The organism is Flavobacterium sp. NRK F7, assembly GCF_024054195.1.
Taxonomy (GTDB): domain Bacteria; phylum Bacteroidota; class Bacteroidia; order Flavobacteriales; family Flavobacteriaceae; genus Flavobacterium.
This window is the reverse complement of the sequence record NZ_JAMXLB010000001.1, coordinates 1,412,441-1,428,248: the sequence shown is the minus strand read 5'-3', so window position 1 is coordinate 1,428,248 and position 15,808 is coordinate 1,412,441. Positions and strand designations below refer to the sequence as shown.

Annotated in this window: 17 protein-coding genes; 7 read left to right on the top strand and 10 right to left on the bottom strand. The window is 30.4% G+C overall.

Features of this window, described 5'->3' with window-relative positions; translation table 11 throughout:
- Window positions 1-243 precede the first annotated feature (243 nt).
- The 3 genes from NHF47_RS06130 (at window position 244) to NHF47_RS06120 (ending at window position 4,119) form a co-directional block, all read left to right on the top strand.
- Window positions 244-1,617, top strand: coding sequence for an SPFH domain-containing protein (locus NHF47_RS06130; protein ID WP_252764101.1), 1,374 nt, complete (start codon window positions 244-246; stop codon window positions 1,615-1,617).
- Window positions 1,618-1,810: 193 nt separating this feature from the next.
- A complete protein-coding gene (locus NHF47_RS06125) occupies window positions 1,811-3,565 on the top strand; it encodes a hypothetical protein (RefSeq protein WP_252764100.1) in 1,755 nt (584 codons plus the stop codon).
- A 107-nt stretch (window positions 3,566-3,672) separates the two neighbouring features.
- Window positions 3,673-4,119, top strand: coding sequence for a KTSC domain-containing protein (locus NHF47_RS06120; RefSeq protein WP_252764099.1), 447 nt, complete (start codon window positions 3,673-3,675; stop codon window positions 4,117-4,119).
- A 214-nt stretch (window positions 4,120-4,333) separates the two neighbouring features.
- Here the strand turns inward: NHF47_RS06120 and NHF47_RS06115 are convergent, their stop codons facing one another.
- From NHF47_RS06115 to NHF47_RS06095, 5 genes are all read right to left on the bottom strand, one after another.
- Window positions 4,334-5,005, bottom strand: coding sequence for a response regulator (locus tag NHF47_RS06115; RefSeq protein WP_252764098.1), 672 nt, complete (start codon window positions 5,003-5,005; stop codon window positions 4,334-4,336).
- A gap of 5 nt (window positions 5,006-5,010) precedes the next feature.
- Entirely contained in the window at window positions 5,011-5,658 is a 648-nt protein-coding gene (locus NHF47_RS06110) for a sensor histidine kinase (RefSeq protein WP_252764097.1), read from the bottom strand.
- A gap of 83 nt (window positions 5,659-5,741) precedes the next feature.
- Window positions 5,742-6,398 carry a hypothetical protein gene (locus tag NHF47_RS06105; protein ID WP_252764096.1) on the bottom strand — a complete coding sequence of 219 codons (657 nt, stop codon included), beginning with the start codon at window positions 6,396-6,398 and terminating at the stop codon, window positions 5,742-5,744.
- A 59-nt stretch (window positions 6,399-6,457) separates the two neighbouring features.
- Window positions 6,458-6,772: a hypothetical protein gene (locus NHF47_RS06100; protein ID WP_252764095.1), complete on the bottom strand. Its 315-nt coding sequence runs from the start codon at window positions 6,770-6,772 to the stop codon at window positions 6,458-6,460.
- Window positions 6,773-6,955: 183 nt separating this feature from the next.
- Window positions 6,956-7,408, bottom strand: coding sequence for a hypothetical protein (locus tag NHF47_RS06095; RefSeq protein ID WP_252764094.1), 453 nt, complete (start codon window positions 7,406-7,408; stop codon window positions 6,956-6,958).
- Window positions 7,409-7,641: 233 nt separating this feature from the next.
- Between NHF47_RS06095 and NHF47_RS06090 the strand changes: the two genes are divergently transcribed.
- Both NHF47_RS06090 and NHF47_RS06085 read left to right on the top strand, forming a co-directional pair.
- Window positions 7,642-8,112 (top strand): DUF1761 domain-containing protein, encoded by a 471-nt coding sequence (locus tag NHF47_RS06090; protein ID WP_252764093.1) that lies wholly within the window; start codon window positions 7,642-7,644, stop codon window positions 8,110-8,112.
- A gap of 68 nt (window positions 8,113-8,180) precedes the next feature.
- Window positions 8,181-9,326 (top strand): 8-amino-7-oxononanoate synthase, encoded by a 1,146-nt coding sequence (locus NHF47_RS06085; RefSeq protein ID WP_252764092.1) that lies wholly within the window; start codon window positions 8,181-8,183, stop codon window positions 9,324-9,326.
- Between the two features lie 7 nt (window positions 9,327-9,333).
- Here NHF47_RS06085 and NHF47_RS06080 read toward each other — a convergent pair whose 3' ends face one another.
- Window positions 9,334-10,212 (bottom strand): diacylglycerol kinase family protein, encoded by an 879-nt coding sequence (locus NHF47_RS06080; RefSeq protein ID WP_252764091.1) that lies wholly within the window; start codon window positions 10,210-10,212, stop codon window positions 9,334-9,336.
- Between the two features lie 61 nt (window positions 10,213-10,273).
- Here NHF47_RS06080 and NHF47_RS06075 point away from each other — a divergent pair, with 61 nt between their 5' ends.
- Window positions 10,274-11,242, top strand: a complete 969-nt coding sequence (locus NHF47_RS06075; RefSeq protein WP_252764090.1) for an App1 family protein — start codon at window positions 10,274-10,276, stop codon at window positions 11,240-11,242.
- 49 nt (window positions 11,243-11,291) lie between these two features.
- Here NHF47_RS06075 and NHF47_RS06070 read toward each other — a convergent pair whose 3' ends face one another.
- From NHF47_RS06070 to NHF47_RS06060, 3 genes are all read right to left on the bottom strand, one after another.
- A complete protein-coding gene (locus NHF47_RS06070) occupies window positions 11,292-11,672 on the bottom strand; it encodes a hypothetical protein (RefSeq protein ID WP_252764089.1) in 381 nt (126 codons plus the stop codon).
- Window positions 11,673-11,853: 181 nt separating this feature from the next.
- Window positions 11,854-12,294: a carboxymuconolactone decarboxylase family protein gene (locus tag NHF47_RS06065; RefSeq protein ID WP_252764088.1), complete on the bottom strand. Its 441-nt coding sequence runs from the start codon at window positions 12,292-12,294 to the stop codon at window positions 11,854-11,856.
- Between the two features lie 66 nt (window positions 12,295-12,360).
- Window positions 12,361-12,936 carry a Crp/Fnr family transcriptional regulator gene (locus NHF47_RS06060; protein WP_252764087.1) on the bottom strand — a complete coding sequence of 192 codons (576 nt, stop codon included), beginning with the start codon at window positions 12,934-12,936 and terminating at the stop codon, window positions 12,361-12,363.
- Between the two features lie 283 nt (window positions 12,937-13,219).
- Here NHF47_RS06060 and NHF47_RS06055 point away from each other — a divergent pair, with 283 nt between their 5' ends.
- Window positions 13,220-13,555: a hypothetical protein gene (locus NHF47_RS06055; protein WP_252764086.1), complete on the top strand. Its 336-nt coding sequence runs from the start codon at window positions 13,220-13,222 to the stop codon at window positions 13,553-13,555.
- Window positions 13,556-13,836: 281 nt separating this feature from the next.
- On the opposite strand, the gene NHF47_RS06050 is transcribed toward NHF47_RS06055, so the two are convergent.
- Window positions 13,837-15,759: an ABC-F family ATP-binding cassette domain-containing protein gene (locus NHF47_RS06050; protein ID WP_252764085.1), complete on the bottom strand. Its 1,923-nt coding sequence runs from the start codon at window positions 15,757-15,759 to the stop codon at window positions 13,837-13,839.
- Window positions 15,760-15,808 lie beyond the last annotated feature (49 nt).

Sequence of the window (15,808 nt, the reverse complement as noted above, 5' to 3'; positions counted from 1 at the left end):
ATTTTTAAAAAGCCTATAAAAAGCTTTTGCGATAAACTTCCCGACACAATTGGTGGCGTATTTGTAGGAATGTAATCAAAAACCACCAACTTAAATCCTAGTATTTTATCATCGTTAATGTGTCTGTAACTCCTTATTGAGAGTCGTCAGCCGTACATCTTGCTATGCTTCATAGTTAGAAACACTTTCTATTTTTAATTTTTAAACCTTATATACTATTAATCTATTTTTAATTTATTTATCATGTTAACATTTTTTGGTTATTTATTAGTCATTTTTGCTATCGTTGTTACTATTGTTTATCCCTATTTACATAAAAAATGGAGCGAAAGCGAAAAAAAATCTTCTTATTTAAACTTCATCTCTTATTTGAATTTTAAAGTAAGAGCTGGACTTCTTCTTACTGGCTTACTGATTCTTTTAATTAGCGAATCCGTAATTTTTTCAAAAGAAGGACATCAATATTATATTTTAAGCCCTACTGGAGCTCGTTCTACTATTATGACTCCTGGTCTTAAGTTTATTGTACCTTTTAGTAAAATTCAGGAATGGGAAAAATTTATCGACATCAAATGTGTAGCCTTAGACAAACAAGGCAATTACAAACAAGATGTAACGGGTATTGAAGGTGTTATTCCTAATGGAATTAATGTGCGTTTTATAGATAAAGTAGATGCTAACGTCTATGCTTCGGTTCGTTTTGAAATGCCAAGTGATGATGAATCCTTTATTAAATTAGTGGAAACCTATAGACATCCATCTAACTTAATCAACAACACTTTATTGCCAACAGTTTCTGAGCAATTAAAAAACGTAACCTTTATGTATTCTGCTGAAGATTATGTTTCTGGTTCGGCAACTGATTATCGTATGACAATTGAAGATGCGTTGAAAAATGGTGGTTTTGTCGTAAAAAAAGTGGAAGTACATGATACGATTTATGACGAATCGGGTGTTGAAGATGTTTTAAATAAAAGACGTCACATTAAAGAAATCAACAAATTCATTCGCAACGAAAAAGTATATGTGAATGGAGTACCAAAAAGAATTCCCCACGAAATTAACGTGAATAAGATTGTAACGGCTCAGGTAATTATTGATGATGTGGATTTAAATAAAGCTTTCGAAGACAAATTGAAACAACAAAGAGACATTTCTGCTGAGAAAATTATTGAAATTCAAAAAGTGGAAACCGCAAGAGCTGCACAACAACGTATTGTAGCTGAAGGGGAAAGAGATAAAGCTGCTGAGCGTGTAAAACAAGAAAAAATGCAGGTTAACACCTTAATTGCGATTGAAACACGTGTAAAAGAAGAGGAATCCAACAGACAATTGGCTGAAATTGCAGTAAAAACTGCCGAACTAGAAGCAAAAGCTTTATTAATCAAAGAAAAAGCACAAGCTGATGCTAACCGTCTTAAAGTGAATGCAGGTTTAACTCCTCAAGAAAAAGCGCAAATTGAAAAAGAAACACGCATTGGTGTAGCACATGAGCTTTCTAATATGCAAGTTCCTGCTAATATGATCATTTCTGGCGGAAACAATAGTGGCAACACTACCGAATCGTTATTACAAATTAAACTTTTAAACGATTTGACCACTAACAAAAAACAATAATGGTTATTTTAAAAGTCACTCCTTATAGAGTGGCTTTTTTTATTTATATTGCCGATAATATAATTTCCACAATATTTTAGCGTTCTATCGATCAGAAATGAGCTGGAGAAACCGTATTATGATAAAGAAAATTGTACTGTTATTATTTTTAAATCTACTTGTTTTTCAACCTTGTTTTTCTCAAAAAAAAACAATGGAAAATGATTCTGTACAAATCTATCACGACATACATGAATACTCTAAAAAGAGTAAGTTCTCTAAGTTTGTATACCGCTTATTTTTTCGTCCTTCTAAATTGAATGAAAAAGAAAACAAACCCCAAAAAAAAGTGGTAACGGTTGATTATTCAAAGTACAATGGAAAAATCATTCGTAATATTAATATTCAAACATTGGACCCATTTGGATATGCCGTTGATGACACGACTAGAAAACCTAAAAAAAGCTTAGAAATAGCCGGCAATGCGCTTCATGCCAGAACCAAAAAATTTACCGTTAGAAATTTATTACTTTTTAAAAAAAATGAACCTTTTGATAATTTAGCCATTAAAGAATCGGAACGTTTAATTCGTGACCAACGTTATGTAAGACGGGTAGTAATTACTCCCAAAACTATATCTAAAGCCTCAGATTCTATAGATGTTGCTATCGTTCTTTTGGATTCTTGGAGCATTTTACCAAACGGTAGTTTATCTTCAGATCAAGGACGCTTTTCATTAAGAGAAAGGAATTTATTAGGTACCGGACATCAGTTAAGTGGCAGTTATAAAGAACGCTTTACAGATGGTTACAATGCCAAATCGGGAGCTTATGCCATCAATAATATTAAAAATAGCTATATCAGTTTCAATGCCATTTATGAAAATGATTTTGACAACAACACCAGAAGAATTCTGTCTCTTAATCGAAATTTTTTCTCCGCTTTAACCAAATGGGCTGGCGGAATGTATTTTGAAAATAGAGTTCTTGGCGAACCTTTTATTATTGAAGCTGATAGCGTTTTTATAAGTCCAACTAAATCGGAATTTCAAGAATACTGGGTAGGACGTTCCTTTAAATTGTCAAACAATAAAGATTATGATAGTAGAACCAAACGTTTAGTGGTATCACTAGCTTACAATAAAAAAATATTTTTACAGAAACCAGATATAACATTAGATCCCACTTCTTTTTTTGCGAATGAAACCAACATTATTTCTCAAATTGGTATCACTTCTCAAAAGTATTATAAAGACAGTTTTATCTTTAACTATGATATTGTGGAAGATGTACCGTATGGAGAAATTGCTGCAATTAATGTGGGGTACCAATATAAAAACAATTTGACGCGGCTATATTTAGGTAGTAAAATTGCCTATGGAGCCAAATATGATTTTGGCTATGTTAGTGGCGCTGTAGAATGGGGTAGTTTTTTTTATCAAGGTAATACCTATCAAAACACATTAAAAATTGGATTGAATTATTTCAGTCCTTTGATGCATTTCGGAAAATGGAAAACGAGACAATTTATTAAACCATCTTTCGTTTGGGGTAATAATCGCGATGCCTCACAAAAAGACGTAATTGGATTAGATGGAAATTCAGGAATTCAAGGTTTCACCGATTTAGTAAAAGGAACAAAAAAGTGGTTGATTTCTTTTCAAACACAAACCTATTCACCTGGTAGTTGGAAAGGATTTCGCTTTAGTCCGTATTTAAATATAACGATGGGTTCTATATCTGAACGCAACAGAAGTTTATTAACAGGGCGTGTGTATTCTAAATTCGGTATTGGTCTACTAATAAATAACGATTATTTGGTTTTCAATAGCTTTCAAATTTCTTTTTCCTACTATCCTAGTATTCCTTTTCAAGGTACGAATGTAATTAAGACCAATTCGTTTGAAAATGATGATTTGACATTGCCTCAATTCCGACTTTCAAAACCCTATCATATTAGATATCAATAAAATAATATTTTTTTTACAATTGGAAAGGTAAAAAACTGTACATTTGCCGCTAATTTATTTTTTACCTGTTACTTTCTAGAAAGTATTTATCACTTTTACTTATGAATATGAAAAAAATTGTAGAGTATCGTAAATTACTCAACGTTACAAAAGACGTTACTCTAAGCGAATTAAAATCTATCTACAGAACCAGTATGAAAGAAAATCATCCAGATAAATTTACGGATGAAGAAAAGAAAAAAGAAGTAGAAGCCATCAGCACTTTAACTATTGAAGCTTATCATTTCTTAGTTAGTATTGCTAATGAAACTTTGGCAAAAGATAAAGACATGTATGTAAAAACGACTTCATCAGTAAATATTGAAGATTTCTATATGGAGAATAGTGTTTTGTACATTCAATTCTTAGATGGAAACCGATACGAGTATTTTGGTGTACCTAAAAACACCTATATTAAGATGATAAATGCAGAATCTCCGAGTCGATTTGCAAGAAGACATATTTATGGAAATTTTTTATATCGTAGTGCTTCTAAATTAGTTGCTGCAGAATAATTTTTTCAAAATTATAAAATAAAGAAGCTGCCTCTAAAGGCAGCTTTTCTTTTTTAAATTTGCTTACTATCAAACAAACTTAACAAAACAAACTCTAAACTATCTATTCAAAGATAAGTCGATTTAAAACAAAAAAAAATACGTATTTACACGTATTTTTAAGCCTTTTTCATACGTAATTACACGTATATTGCTATACCTAGTAGTCTTTTTATTAAATTTCTTCTAAAGCAATGAGTTGATATTTTAAAGCAAAAACAACCACTCCAATAAAATTTTTGGAATTTGTTTTTTCCATGATATGTTTTCGATGTGTCTCTACTGTTCGTACATTAATATTAAGTATTTCAGAAATTTCTTTACTACTTTTCCCATTAGAAACCAATTTTATGATTTCAATTTCTCTTGCAGTCAAACAATTTTCATCAATTTCGAAAGCATCTTCTACTTGTTCATCATTACGCTTTTTTTCCCAAAGCATCACTTCTCGAATGACAGAACCTAGTTCATTACCAAAATAATACCCATTTTCTTTAATACTTATAATCGCATTATGCAATTGAACTGGATCTGAATTTTTTGTGAAAAATCCATGAGCTCCTAATTCCATAACTTTATGAATACTTTCTTTAGTAGTTAATTGAGAAATAATTAAAACATAAATATTGGGATATTTATCTTTTAAAATCCTGCATGTTTGAAACCCATCCATTTCTGGCATTTGAATGTCTAATAACACTAAATCAATGTCGTAATCCTCAATAGAGCTTAAAAACTCCCTCCCATTATTTGCTTGTAAAACTACTTCAATCTCGTCAAATGAATTGAGCAAATGGGCTAGACTCTTTCTAAAAAGCTGATGATCATCTACTATCGCTACCTTCATTATGTTTATTTTTTTACCGAAATTACGAATTCATTTCCTAAAACGGATTGATTTTGTTTAAAAATTGCATCTATAACTTTTAATCTTGAACTGATATTTTTTAATCCTGTACCTTTCGATAAGGTATACATCTCTTTAAAATTAAAAGGTATTCCATCATCGGTAATGCAAATAGAATATCCAGTAACATCCTTTAAAATTTGAATTTCACATTTAGAAATGTTCCCATACTTTATCATGTTAGTGGTCAATTCTTGAATAACTCTAAATAGTTCATAGGAAATTTCATTGGATAAATGTACCGTATCTAAATCGGTTGTGATAAAAAATTTCGCAGTAGTTTTAGAATTTAATCGCGAAAAATAATCTTCTAAAGCTACTAAAAAACCTGAAGTTTCTAATAAAGGTGGCATTAATTTGTAAGAAACCAATCGCGTATTTTCTATCGCCGCTTCCACTCCAGTTTTAATATCATCATACAGTGCCTTTTTTTCTTCAGAAGTTTCTGTTTTATAAAGTACAGAGAGAAAATTACGAATGGCATTCAAATCTCCAGATACACCATCATGTATATCTGCAGCAATCCTTTTACGCTCTTGCTTTTCAGATTCTAAGGAAGTTTTAAGAAGTAGTTCAGCCTCCTTGCGTTTCATTTTCATCACATAAGTCTGATAAAAAACAGCCAAAAATAGAACAATTAGGACTAGTAAAACTATAAATCCTGTACCTATAAAAATTAATGTTCCAATTTCACTCTTGCTTTCCAAACGGTAAAAATTAAAGTTAGCCTTAACAATGCGTTAAAAATAACAATTATATCCCAATAATAAAGCAATTCAAGCGAATCATTATTAATGATATAATCCGTCATCAAAAACATTAAAAAAGTGGAGGAGAAATAAATTAATAACACTGAAATGTAATAAAATTCAATTCTTCTATAAAGAGGCACATCTTCTAACTTTTTAAATACCTCTATAAACCAAAAAAAACTCGAACAAATTACTGTTAATGTTACAATTATATTTAAAGGCAAATCATCTAAACCTCTCTTATCAGTATTCCATTGGAATAATAAATATACATAAGCAACAAAATAAATTAATCCAAAACCAAGCAAAACCTTTTTAAAATTTAACAATTTGTAATAAAAGTATAATACCGTATAAAATTCTAAAAACATATAGGCTCTAAACCAATACTTTGTTCTCAATTGAAAAATGGATGTACCTATTATCTCATATAAACTGGCAAAAGCTGTCAAAAAAATCAATGGTAAAAGATAACGGGTTTCAACAGTTACATTTCGGTTGAATAAATAAATAATTAAAGGAATTACTCCAAGAAGACAGACAAAATCAACAAACGCAAAATTTTCTATGTACTGTAACATTAATAGCAAAGGTAAATAAAAAGAGAACTTCAAGAAGTTCTCTTTTTATATTATTAATTTTATTTGATTAACGGACTTGATGTGTCACAATATTCTGGACACGGTTTTAATCGATCTAGAATAACACCATCTACCATGTCTTTCCCAGTGGCATCTACTCCTACTAATACTGGAGCTAATTTTCCAGTTGCATTATCATATCCATTATAAATACGAACACCTATACAATTTGGTTGAGATAAGATAAGATTAATTGTTTCAATACCAACGAAAGAAGCCTTAATATCTTTTGGATTATTACTTCTAAAAGCACTAACTAACTCTAATGCTACATCTAAACTAATTTTTTCACCTGAATTTGGGTTAATTGACATAATTTATCTTTTTAGGGGTTAACAGAACTAAAATAAACATTTTTTTAACAAAAAAAGATTTTAAAAAATTTTTTTTAACATTTTTTTAATAAGAATTAATCCTAAAAAGCAAAATAACCAACTAAAAAAAACTGGACTATGAAGCTAATCATTTTATTTAGAAGCAGGTATAATAAAATCAATTCAAACAAAACTCTTATTAAAAAATAATGATTTTATCATCGACCATACAATTCTTACAGCGATAAAACTAAATGAAAAAGAAATAAAATGTTTAAAATCATAATCCAGCAAAAAGTTAATCAGCATGGCAAATGTTAAATAACCTATAGAGCATATCATGGAATTAATAAAAATTCCAGAGGGATTACCTAAATATTTAGTACTTCTTCTATGATCGGTAAAAAGAAGTAAAACTGTTGAAACGCAAATATTCATAAAAAACCAAATGAAAGACATTACAAAACTAATCCCCATTACATAATAAAAATTCTTGTCAAAAAAATAATTTTCATCTATTAGTAATAAGAAATCTTGCTTAAATAGAAAAAAAGCAATTAAAAAATAATACGTCTGACCTGCAATTGCTAAAAATACAGTTCGCTTATTAATTTTTAAATCTTCTATTAAACTCATCAAATGCATGTTTCTTTATTTATCATATCAACATTTCAAAACTAAATACAAAAACAAAGCTAATCAATACGTATTTATACGTATTTTTCGACCTTTTTTGTACGTATTTATACGTATTTTCTAGATTTCATCGGATTTTCACCTTCTCTAAACAAAAAAATATGCCTATTTAGTAATGTTTTTTTCATCTATTTTTTAATTATATTTGATATACTAACCAAAAATTATTAATTATGAATTATTTAGCAATTTTAGTCGCTGCATTAAGCACATTTGTATTAGGTGCCATTTGGTACAATCCTAAAGTTTTTGGAACCGCTTGGATGAAAGAAGCAGGTTTAACGGAAGAACAACTAAAAAAAGGAAACATGGTCAAAATTTTTGGATTTGCCTTTGTATTTGCTTTTTTAATCGCTTTTTTAATGCCAACCTTAGTCAATCATGAGATTGGTGCTATACAAGCTGCTGGTGGTGATGCTAATGATCCTGCATTAATTGAATTCTTAAAAGTACATGGAGGTAAATTTCGTTCCTTTAAACACGGAGCCTTACACGGAACTTTCATTGGAATATTTTTAGCTTTACCAATCTTAGGAACAACTTTTTTGTTTGAACAAAAATCTTGGAAATACATTTTTATTCATGCTGGATATTGGATTGTAAGTTTTGCCATTATGGGTGCTATCATTTGCGGTTGGGTGTAAACATTTGTAGAAATTAACATTTTATTATATAATAATCGTCCTATTTTTGTGGGACGATTTTTTTTACCTTGGAAAACATTACTTTTAAAATATATCGAGATGTTCAATCACTACCAGAGCAATGGGATGAAGTAGCGTCTGAAAATCATTTCTTACAAAAACCCTATTTAAATGTGTTGCAACATACCGCACCTATTAATATGGAGTGTTTTTATATTGGTATTTTTAATGTTTCAGAATTAATTGGTGTTTCTATTGCACAATATGTTAATGTTGACCAATTAGAATCTTTTGGAGAGAGAGACAATTGTTTGAAAACACATATTCGGAATTTTATCTTTAAAAAATTTTGTTCGCATGTCTTATTCTTAGGCAATAATATGATTACTGGTGAGAATAGTTTTGTATTTAAAAACAAAGTTCCAGTAGCTTGGATAAGTAAAATTCTGTCGGAATGTACCCAAGAGCTCATTCATTATTTCAAACAAAAAAAGATTAAAATTCATATTGTTACCTATAAAGATTTTTATAAATCTTTTACTAAAGAACTAAAAGCGCATGATTTTAAATCTCTTTACGAGTTCAATACGCAACCCAACATGATTTTTAAGCTGGATCCCGAATGGAAAAACAGTGCTGACTATGTAAATGCATTCACCAAAAAATACAGAGACCAATATAAAAGAGCACATAAAAAAATTGAAGGTATTGTTACTAAAGAACTTTGTTTAGAAGAAATCATTCAATATGAAGAACGCATTTATGAACTTTATCATTATGTGGCCGTAAATGCTCCTTTTAATACCTTTTTCCTTTCCAAAAACCATTTTTCTTTTTTTAAAAAACAAAGTGGTAATCGGTTTAAACTATTTGGCTACTTTAAAGACTCTATTTTAATTGGTTTTCATACTATTTTATTAAACGAAAGCACCTTAGAAACCTATTTTCTAGGTTATGATGAAGAACATCAAAAAGAACACATGTTGTATTTAAATATGCTTTATAACATGACCGAATTTGGAATAGAACATCAGTTTAAAAAAATTATTTTTGGACGTACCGCTTTAGAGATAAAGAGTTCCATTGGTGCAGAGCCAATAGATATGACCGGGTTTATCTTTCACACCAATCCATTCATTAATTTTTTAATGCCCAAAATTTTTAGCAAATTAGAACCTAATGTTTCTTGGCAACCACGTCATCCTTTTAAATAACCTATTTTTAAGGAACTGCTACTTTCATTTGAGCAGGTAAAATTCCCACTTTTAATTCGTCTTCTTCACCACAATATTCGCCATCAATTTGAAAGCTAATTTTCTTCTGAGTGGTAATTACTGCTTGATCGGTAGAAAAAATACTAACTTCTTCTGTGTTAGAAAGAATGTTTCCAGTTACAATTTTACCAATGGTAAACACATCTAAACTTTTTAAAACTACGATTTCAAACTTTCCATCATCAATCTTCCCATTAGGATTAATAGTAACTCCGGTTCCGTACTTTTGAGAATTGGCAATCACAATCATTTTAGCATTGGTATGCAGCACACCTTCAGTTGTTTTTATGACAACTTCAAAAGGTTCATCATCAGCTTCTGTTAAAGTAGTAATAACCTGTAATGCATAACCTAATTTTCCTCTAGTGTCACTCTTTTCATAGTTTTTAACCAATAAAGCATTCAAACCTAAATCACTTAAATGCAGACTTTTCTTTCCGTTAATTTCTACCATATCAATTTCGATATAGTCATTTTGAAAAGCAATTTTAATATTTTCTTCTACCGAACTCGGTAAATTCAAATCGATAGACAATCCATTTGCAGAACCTGCCGGAATGATTCCAAAAACAACATCTTCTTGCTCTAAAGCTTCTCCTACCATTTTAATAGTGCCATCACCACCTGCAATAAGTACGCGAACAGGTTGGTGTTTTTGATATAATTTTTGAATGGCTACTTCATCTTCATTACCTGTTGTCTCATAAACCAAAATTTCTTGTTGTATTTCTTGAGCAAAATCTCGAACCTGAGCAATCAATGTAGCTTTATCTTTATCACCTGAAATAGGATTTACGACTAGTAAATAAATATTTTTAAACGACATATTATCGAATCCCTAATTAATTTGTAATTTGTAAAACTCTTAATCAAATGTATAAAATTAAATGAAACCGGTATTAAAATTATATCGCGGCTATGCAAATAATCAAGAATTAATTGTAATGGGACATGTATTTAAGCCTAATAGTATTTCCGATTATGACTTTCAAAAGAAAAATTTTCAGAATGCGCAATCCATTATTCGCCTATTTCAAGTAAAAACGAAACCCAATACCGATGTTTTTTTAGACATTAATGGAACAACGATTCATACTAAAACACTGGAAGATGGCTATTTCAAATTTTGTATTCCTTTAAAAGACAACGCTACTTTTGGTTGGAAAAAATACACAGTTTCTATTGTACATGAAACGGAAAGAATTACTGCTTCTTCTAGTTATATCCAACCCAGGCTGGGAAAATTTGGTTTTATTTCCGATATTGATGATACCTTTTTAATTTCGCATACGCGAAATCCTTTTAAAAAAATCTATATTCTTTTGTTTAAAAATGTAACCAAAAGAAAAGTCTTTGAAGACGTAGTACCGCATTACCAAGCCTTACAAAAAGCAGGAAGAGTAAATAAAGAAGAAGAAAATGCTTTTTTTTATGTTTCAAGTAGCGAATGGAATTTATACAGTTTGATTACCCAATTCACAGAACTACATCAACTACCAAAAGCCGTTTTACTTCTAAAAGATATTAAAACCAGTCTAACTCAATTGTTCTTTACTGGTAGAGGTAATCACAATCATAAGTTTGAAAAAATAAAACACATTTTAGAGTTTTATCCTGAATTACAATATGTTTTATTAGGTGATGATTCACAACAAGATCCTAAATTGTATGAAGCTATTTGTAAAATTTTTCCTTTACACATTAAAGCCGTTTATATTAGACAAGTAGGCCGCTCTAAAAAGCAGGCAACAGAAAAAATTTTAGAGAATATTACAAGTTTAAATGTAGCGGTTTGTTATTTTAAATCGAGTAAAGAAGCGATTGCACATTCTAAAGCGATTGGATTAATTGAATAATTAATACTCAATTAACATTTTATTGATTTTATAAATCAAAAAGCAATACTTAATCCAATTTGTAAATATCATCATAGGTGACATAACCACTTCTACTTAGCGTATACACAATTCTTCCATCTTTATCTAATAACATCCCTACACTTTTATCCTTTTTTGGAAAAAAAAGTTGATATTCTCTACCATCACTCAATTGAATTCCATAAGTAGAAACTCCATTTTTATATTCAATTGAATGTTGTGTATACCCATATTTTAGTGTTTTCCTTTTACTGTCTTTTGTAGTTATTTCCTTTGCAGTAAACGTAATTTCAAACCTTTCATCATCTCTATTTATAGCTTTCCATTTACCCTGATAAGCATCTGAGCCTTCACAAGAAAATAAAACAATCGAAAACAAGAACAATAACAGTAGGTTTCGCTTTTTCATAAATAGTAGTTTTAACAATATCTAGATTTGTGTCTGGTCAAATATAAATTAAACTTTTTGATTTTTAAAACTACTTTTTAGCAAGATAAGAACTTATTTTTTTCAAATCCAAATACCTTTACAACAACAATAGCAGTATAATACTTCTGCTATTGTTGTTTCGTTTATTACAACTATTCTTTTAAGCTTCAATTTGCATATGTGTACTTACTGCAATTCGATTCCAAGCATTAATCGTTATGATTGCTATAATTAGCTGAGCAATTTCATTTTCGCTAAATAATAAAACTGCTTTTTTATAGGTAGCTTCAGATAACCCTTGTTGGTGTACCAATGTAATCTCTTCAGTCATTTCTAAAATTACTTTTTCCTTTTCCGAAAATAAAGTAGTTTCTCTCCAAGCTGCTATTAAAAAGATACGTTGTTGTGTTTCTCCATTTTTCAAAGCATCTTTGGCATGCATGTCTATACAAAAGGCACAGCCGTTAATTTGTGAAGCACGAATTTTAAGTAATTCTTTATGTGATTTTGAAATTTGAGTGGTTGTTAAATAATTTTCTAAACCTAACATGGCTTTGAAAGCCTGTGGTTCTAATGTACTGATGTTAACTCTTGTTTCCATTTTTTGTGTATTTATAATGAACGAAACAAAGTTCGTTATCCAATTACACAAAAAACTTAAACTGGTTTAAGAACGCTTTTGATTCCTAATTTCACTTAAATATTCGGGTGTAAATCCTAGAAAAGAAGCAATTAAATATTGTGGTACGCGTTGCACAAATTCAGGTTGGTTTTTACAAAGTTGAAAATACGCTTCTTCTTTCGAAAAGTCGTAAAGGTATTTAATCCGCATTTGAGAAGCTGCAAAAGCACGTTGATAAATAAAACGGAAGTAGCGCTCTAATTTTGGATGTTCCAATACTAATTTGTCTTGTAACTGTTTATCGATTACCAATACTACTGAATTTTCTACTGCTTGAATATAAAACTCCGTTGGCAAACCTCTTTCATACGCAATGTTATCTGTAAGCCACCAATTTTCAATAGCAAACTCCGTGGTTTGCTCTACCCCTTTACTATTGATAAAAAATTTTCTCAAACAACCTTCTAGCACAAAAAAATGCGTTTTACAAAGCTGTCCTGCTGTTAACAAATTCTCTTTTTTATTTGCCTTGATTGTTTTAAAAAAAGACAAGACCGTTTCAAACTCTTTCTCTTCTAGTGTTGTAAACTTAGTAATGTGTGAATAAAAAGAATGAGCCATAGTTTTAGAATTAACTTACTCATACAAATATAAGAACTATCCTTAGGATTTAAGATGATAAAATTAGAAAAAGAAAAGTATTAAATTAATTTGATTACTTATTTTCAGTACTTCTAAGAATTACCTGTTTTCATAACATGTAAGTTTACTTAGTTTGTAGGTACAATTACCCTTTTGATTTTTCAAGAAAAGATACGCTTACCTAAAGTTATAATTCAGAATACATTTGCTAAGTAATCCATACCGATTATGTAAAAATTTATTAACTTAAAAATTATTTAAAATGGCAGGTGTAAAAACGTTTATCAACAATTCAGGTCAGTATGTAAATGTTACATTACTTATTAGACAAGGTTCAAACATTCAAAAACCGTCTTTAGAACAAAACTTCTCCTTAGAAGCGGGACAAAAATTAGAAGTAACTTATGGAAACAGTGAAAACATCTATTTAAATGGTCTTGTATTTGAATGGAAAGATGCAACCACACAATCGTTATCTACAGACAGACAAGAAGTAATAGCAACAGGTGTAGCACCAACATTTGATTGGGTTTTAAACACACACAGTGTAATTACTATTAAGTCTTTAGAAGGTTTAGCAATAAGTGCTAGTAATTAAACTTTTAAAAAAAAAACTCTAGTTTAAGACAAAATTAAACTAGAGTTTTTTTTATTTAAATATCCGTTCCTAATTTTATAGCCCAGAGCGAAAGGAAAAGCTTTTTTTAAAAAACACGTTTTTTTCTTGACTTTACCAAGCGACTGAAAGAAGCTTTGGCAAAGACTTAGAAAATACCTGTTTTTTTTAAAAACTTGCACTGGAGCGCTGGAAATAGCTCCTTAAAAAATCATCAGTGTCCTGTTTTGAGTTTTTACTAACTGTTAGAACCTGCTTTTAAATTAATTCATCCCATCAATCTCTTCTTGAACCGTTTCCCAATCTTCTAACAACTGATCCAGTTCTTTCTTTTTCTTTTCATAAGCTGTAAAGAAAGACGCATTTTCAATTAATTTATCGTAATTAGTGGCCAATTCTTTGTCGTCTTTTTGAATGTCTTTTTCCAACTCTTGTATTTGACTTTCAATTTTACTCAACCTATTTTGTAACGTTTTTTGTTTCTTTTGCTCTTCATATGAAAGTGATTTTTTTTCTACAATTGGAGCCGTTTGTTTTGGAGTCTTCACGGTGTCTTTGGTCTCAAAAGCACGCATATCTTGTGCGTTTCTTTGTTCCAAGAAGAAATTGATATCGCCTAAATACTCTTTGATTTTTTTATCTTTAAACTCATAGGTAATATTAGCCAAACCTTGTAAAAAATCCCTATCGTGTGAAACCAATAACAAAGTACCTTCATATTTTTCCAAAGCCGCTTTTAAAACGTTCTTAGATTTAATATCTAAGTGATTGGTAGGCTCATCCATCAACAAGACATTAATAGGCTGTAAAAGCAGCTTACATAACGCCAAACGATTTCTTTCTCCTCCAGAAAGTACCTTGACTTTCTTTTCAACATCATCACCTCTAAAAAGGAAAGCCCCAAGCATGTCTCTCACTTTAGAACGATTCGAATCTAAAGCTGCTTCCAACATCGTATCTAATAACGTTTTTTCGCCATCCAAATATTCAGCTTGATTTTGAGCAAAATAACCGAGTTGTACATTGTGTCCTAATTTGATAGTGCCTTCGTATTCAAATTCATTAACAAGAGCTTTAATAAAAGTAGATTTTCCTTGACCGTTTTGACCTACGAATGCAATTTTGCTACCTCTTTCGACTAATAGTGAAATATCTTCTAAAATTACTTTCTCGCCATACGCTTTAGTAACATGTTCTGCTTCTACTACAACTCGTCCTGGTGTTTGTGAAACTGGAAAAGAAATACTCATGACCGAATTGTCATCTTCATCTACTTCAATGCGCTCTACTTTATCTAATTTTTTGATTAACGATTGTGCCATAGAAGCTTTAGATGCCTTTGCACGGAACTTTTCAATTAATTTTTCAGTTTCTTCTATTTTTTTAGCCTGGTTTTTTTGTGTAGCCAATTGCTTTTCGCGAATTTCTTCTCGCAATACTAAATATTGGGAATACGGTTTGTTAAAATCATAGGCTTTACCTAAAGATATTTCAATGGTTCTATTAGTAACATTATCCAAAAACATTTTATCGTGAGAAACAATCACTACTACTCCAGGAAAACTTTTTAAAAATCCTTCTAACCAGATGATACTTTCTATATCCAAGTGGTTGGTAGGCTCATCTAACAATAAAATATCATTGGATTGTAATAATAATTTGGCTAATTCAATACGCATTCTCCATCCACCAGAAAAGGTACTCGTTAAATTGTTGAATTCTTCTCTTTTAAAACCAAGACCTAATAAGATTTTTTCAGTATCTCCTACATAATTATAACCACCTAAAATTTCATAATGATGGGTTACTTCTCCTAACTCTTCGATTAACTCAGAATACGATTGACTTTCGTAATCGGTTCGGGTAGCCAGTTCATGATTAATTGCGTCGATGCGCATTTCTGCTTTTTTAATTTCACTAAATGCTTGATACGCTTCTTCTAAAACCGTTCTTCCTTCTTCAAAATCGATATCCTGACGAAGAAACCCCATTCTCACTTCCTTTTCAGTAGCAATAACTCCAGAATCTGGTTTTATATCACCTGCTAAAATCTTCAACATCGTTGATTTACCAGCTCCATTTTTCCCAACCAGACCTACTCTATCTCCAGCACCTAAACGAAAAGTTACTTCTTCAAACAAATATGTTCCACCAAATGAAACTGATAAATTATGTATATTAATCATGACTATTTTGTTACTATTGTTACACAAACCCATTCTTACAATTTGTACC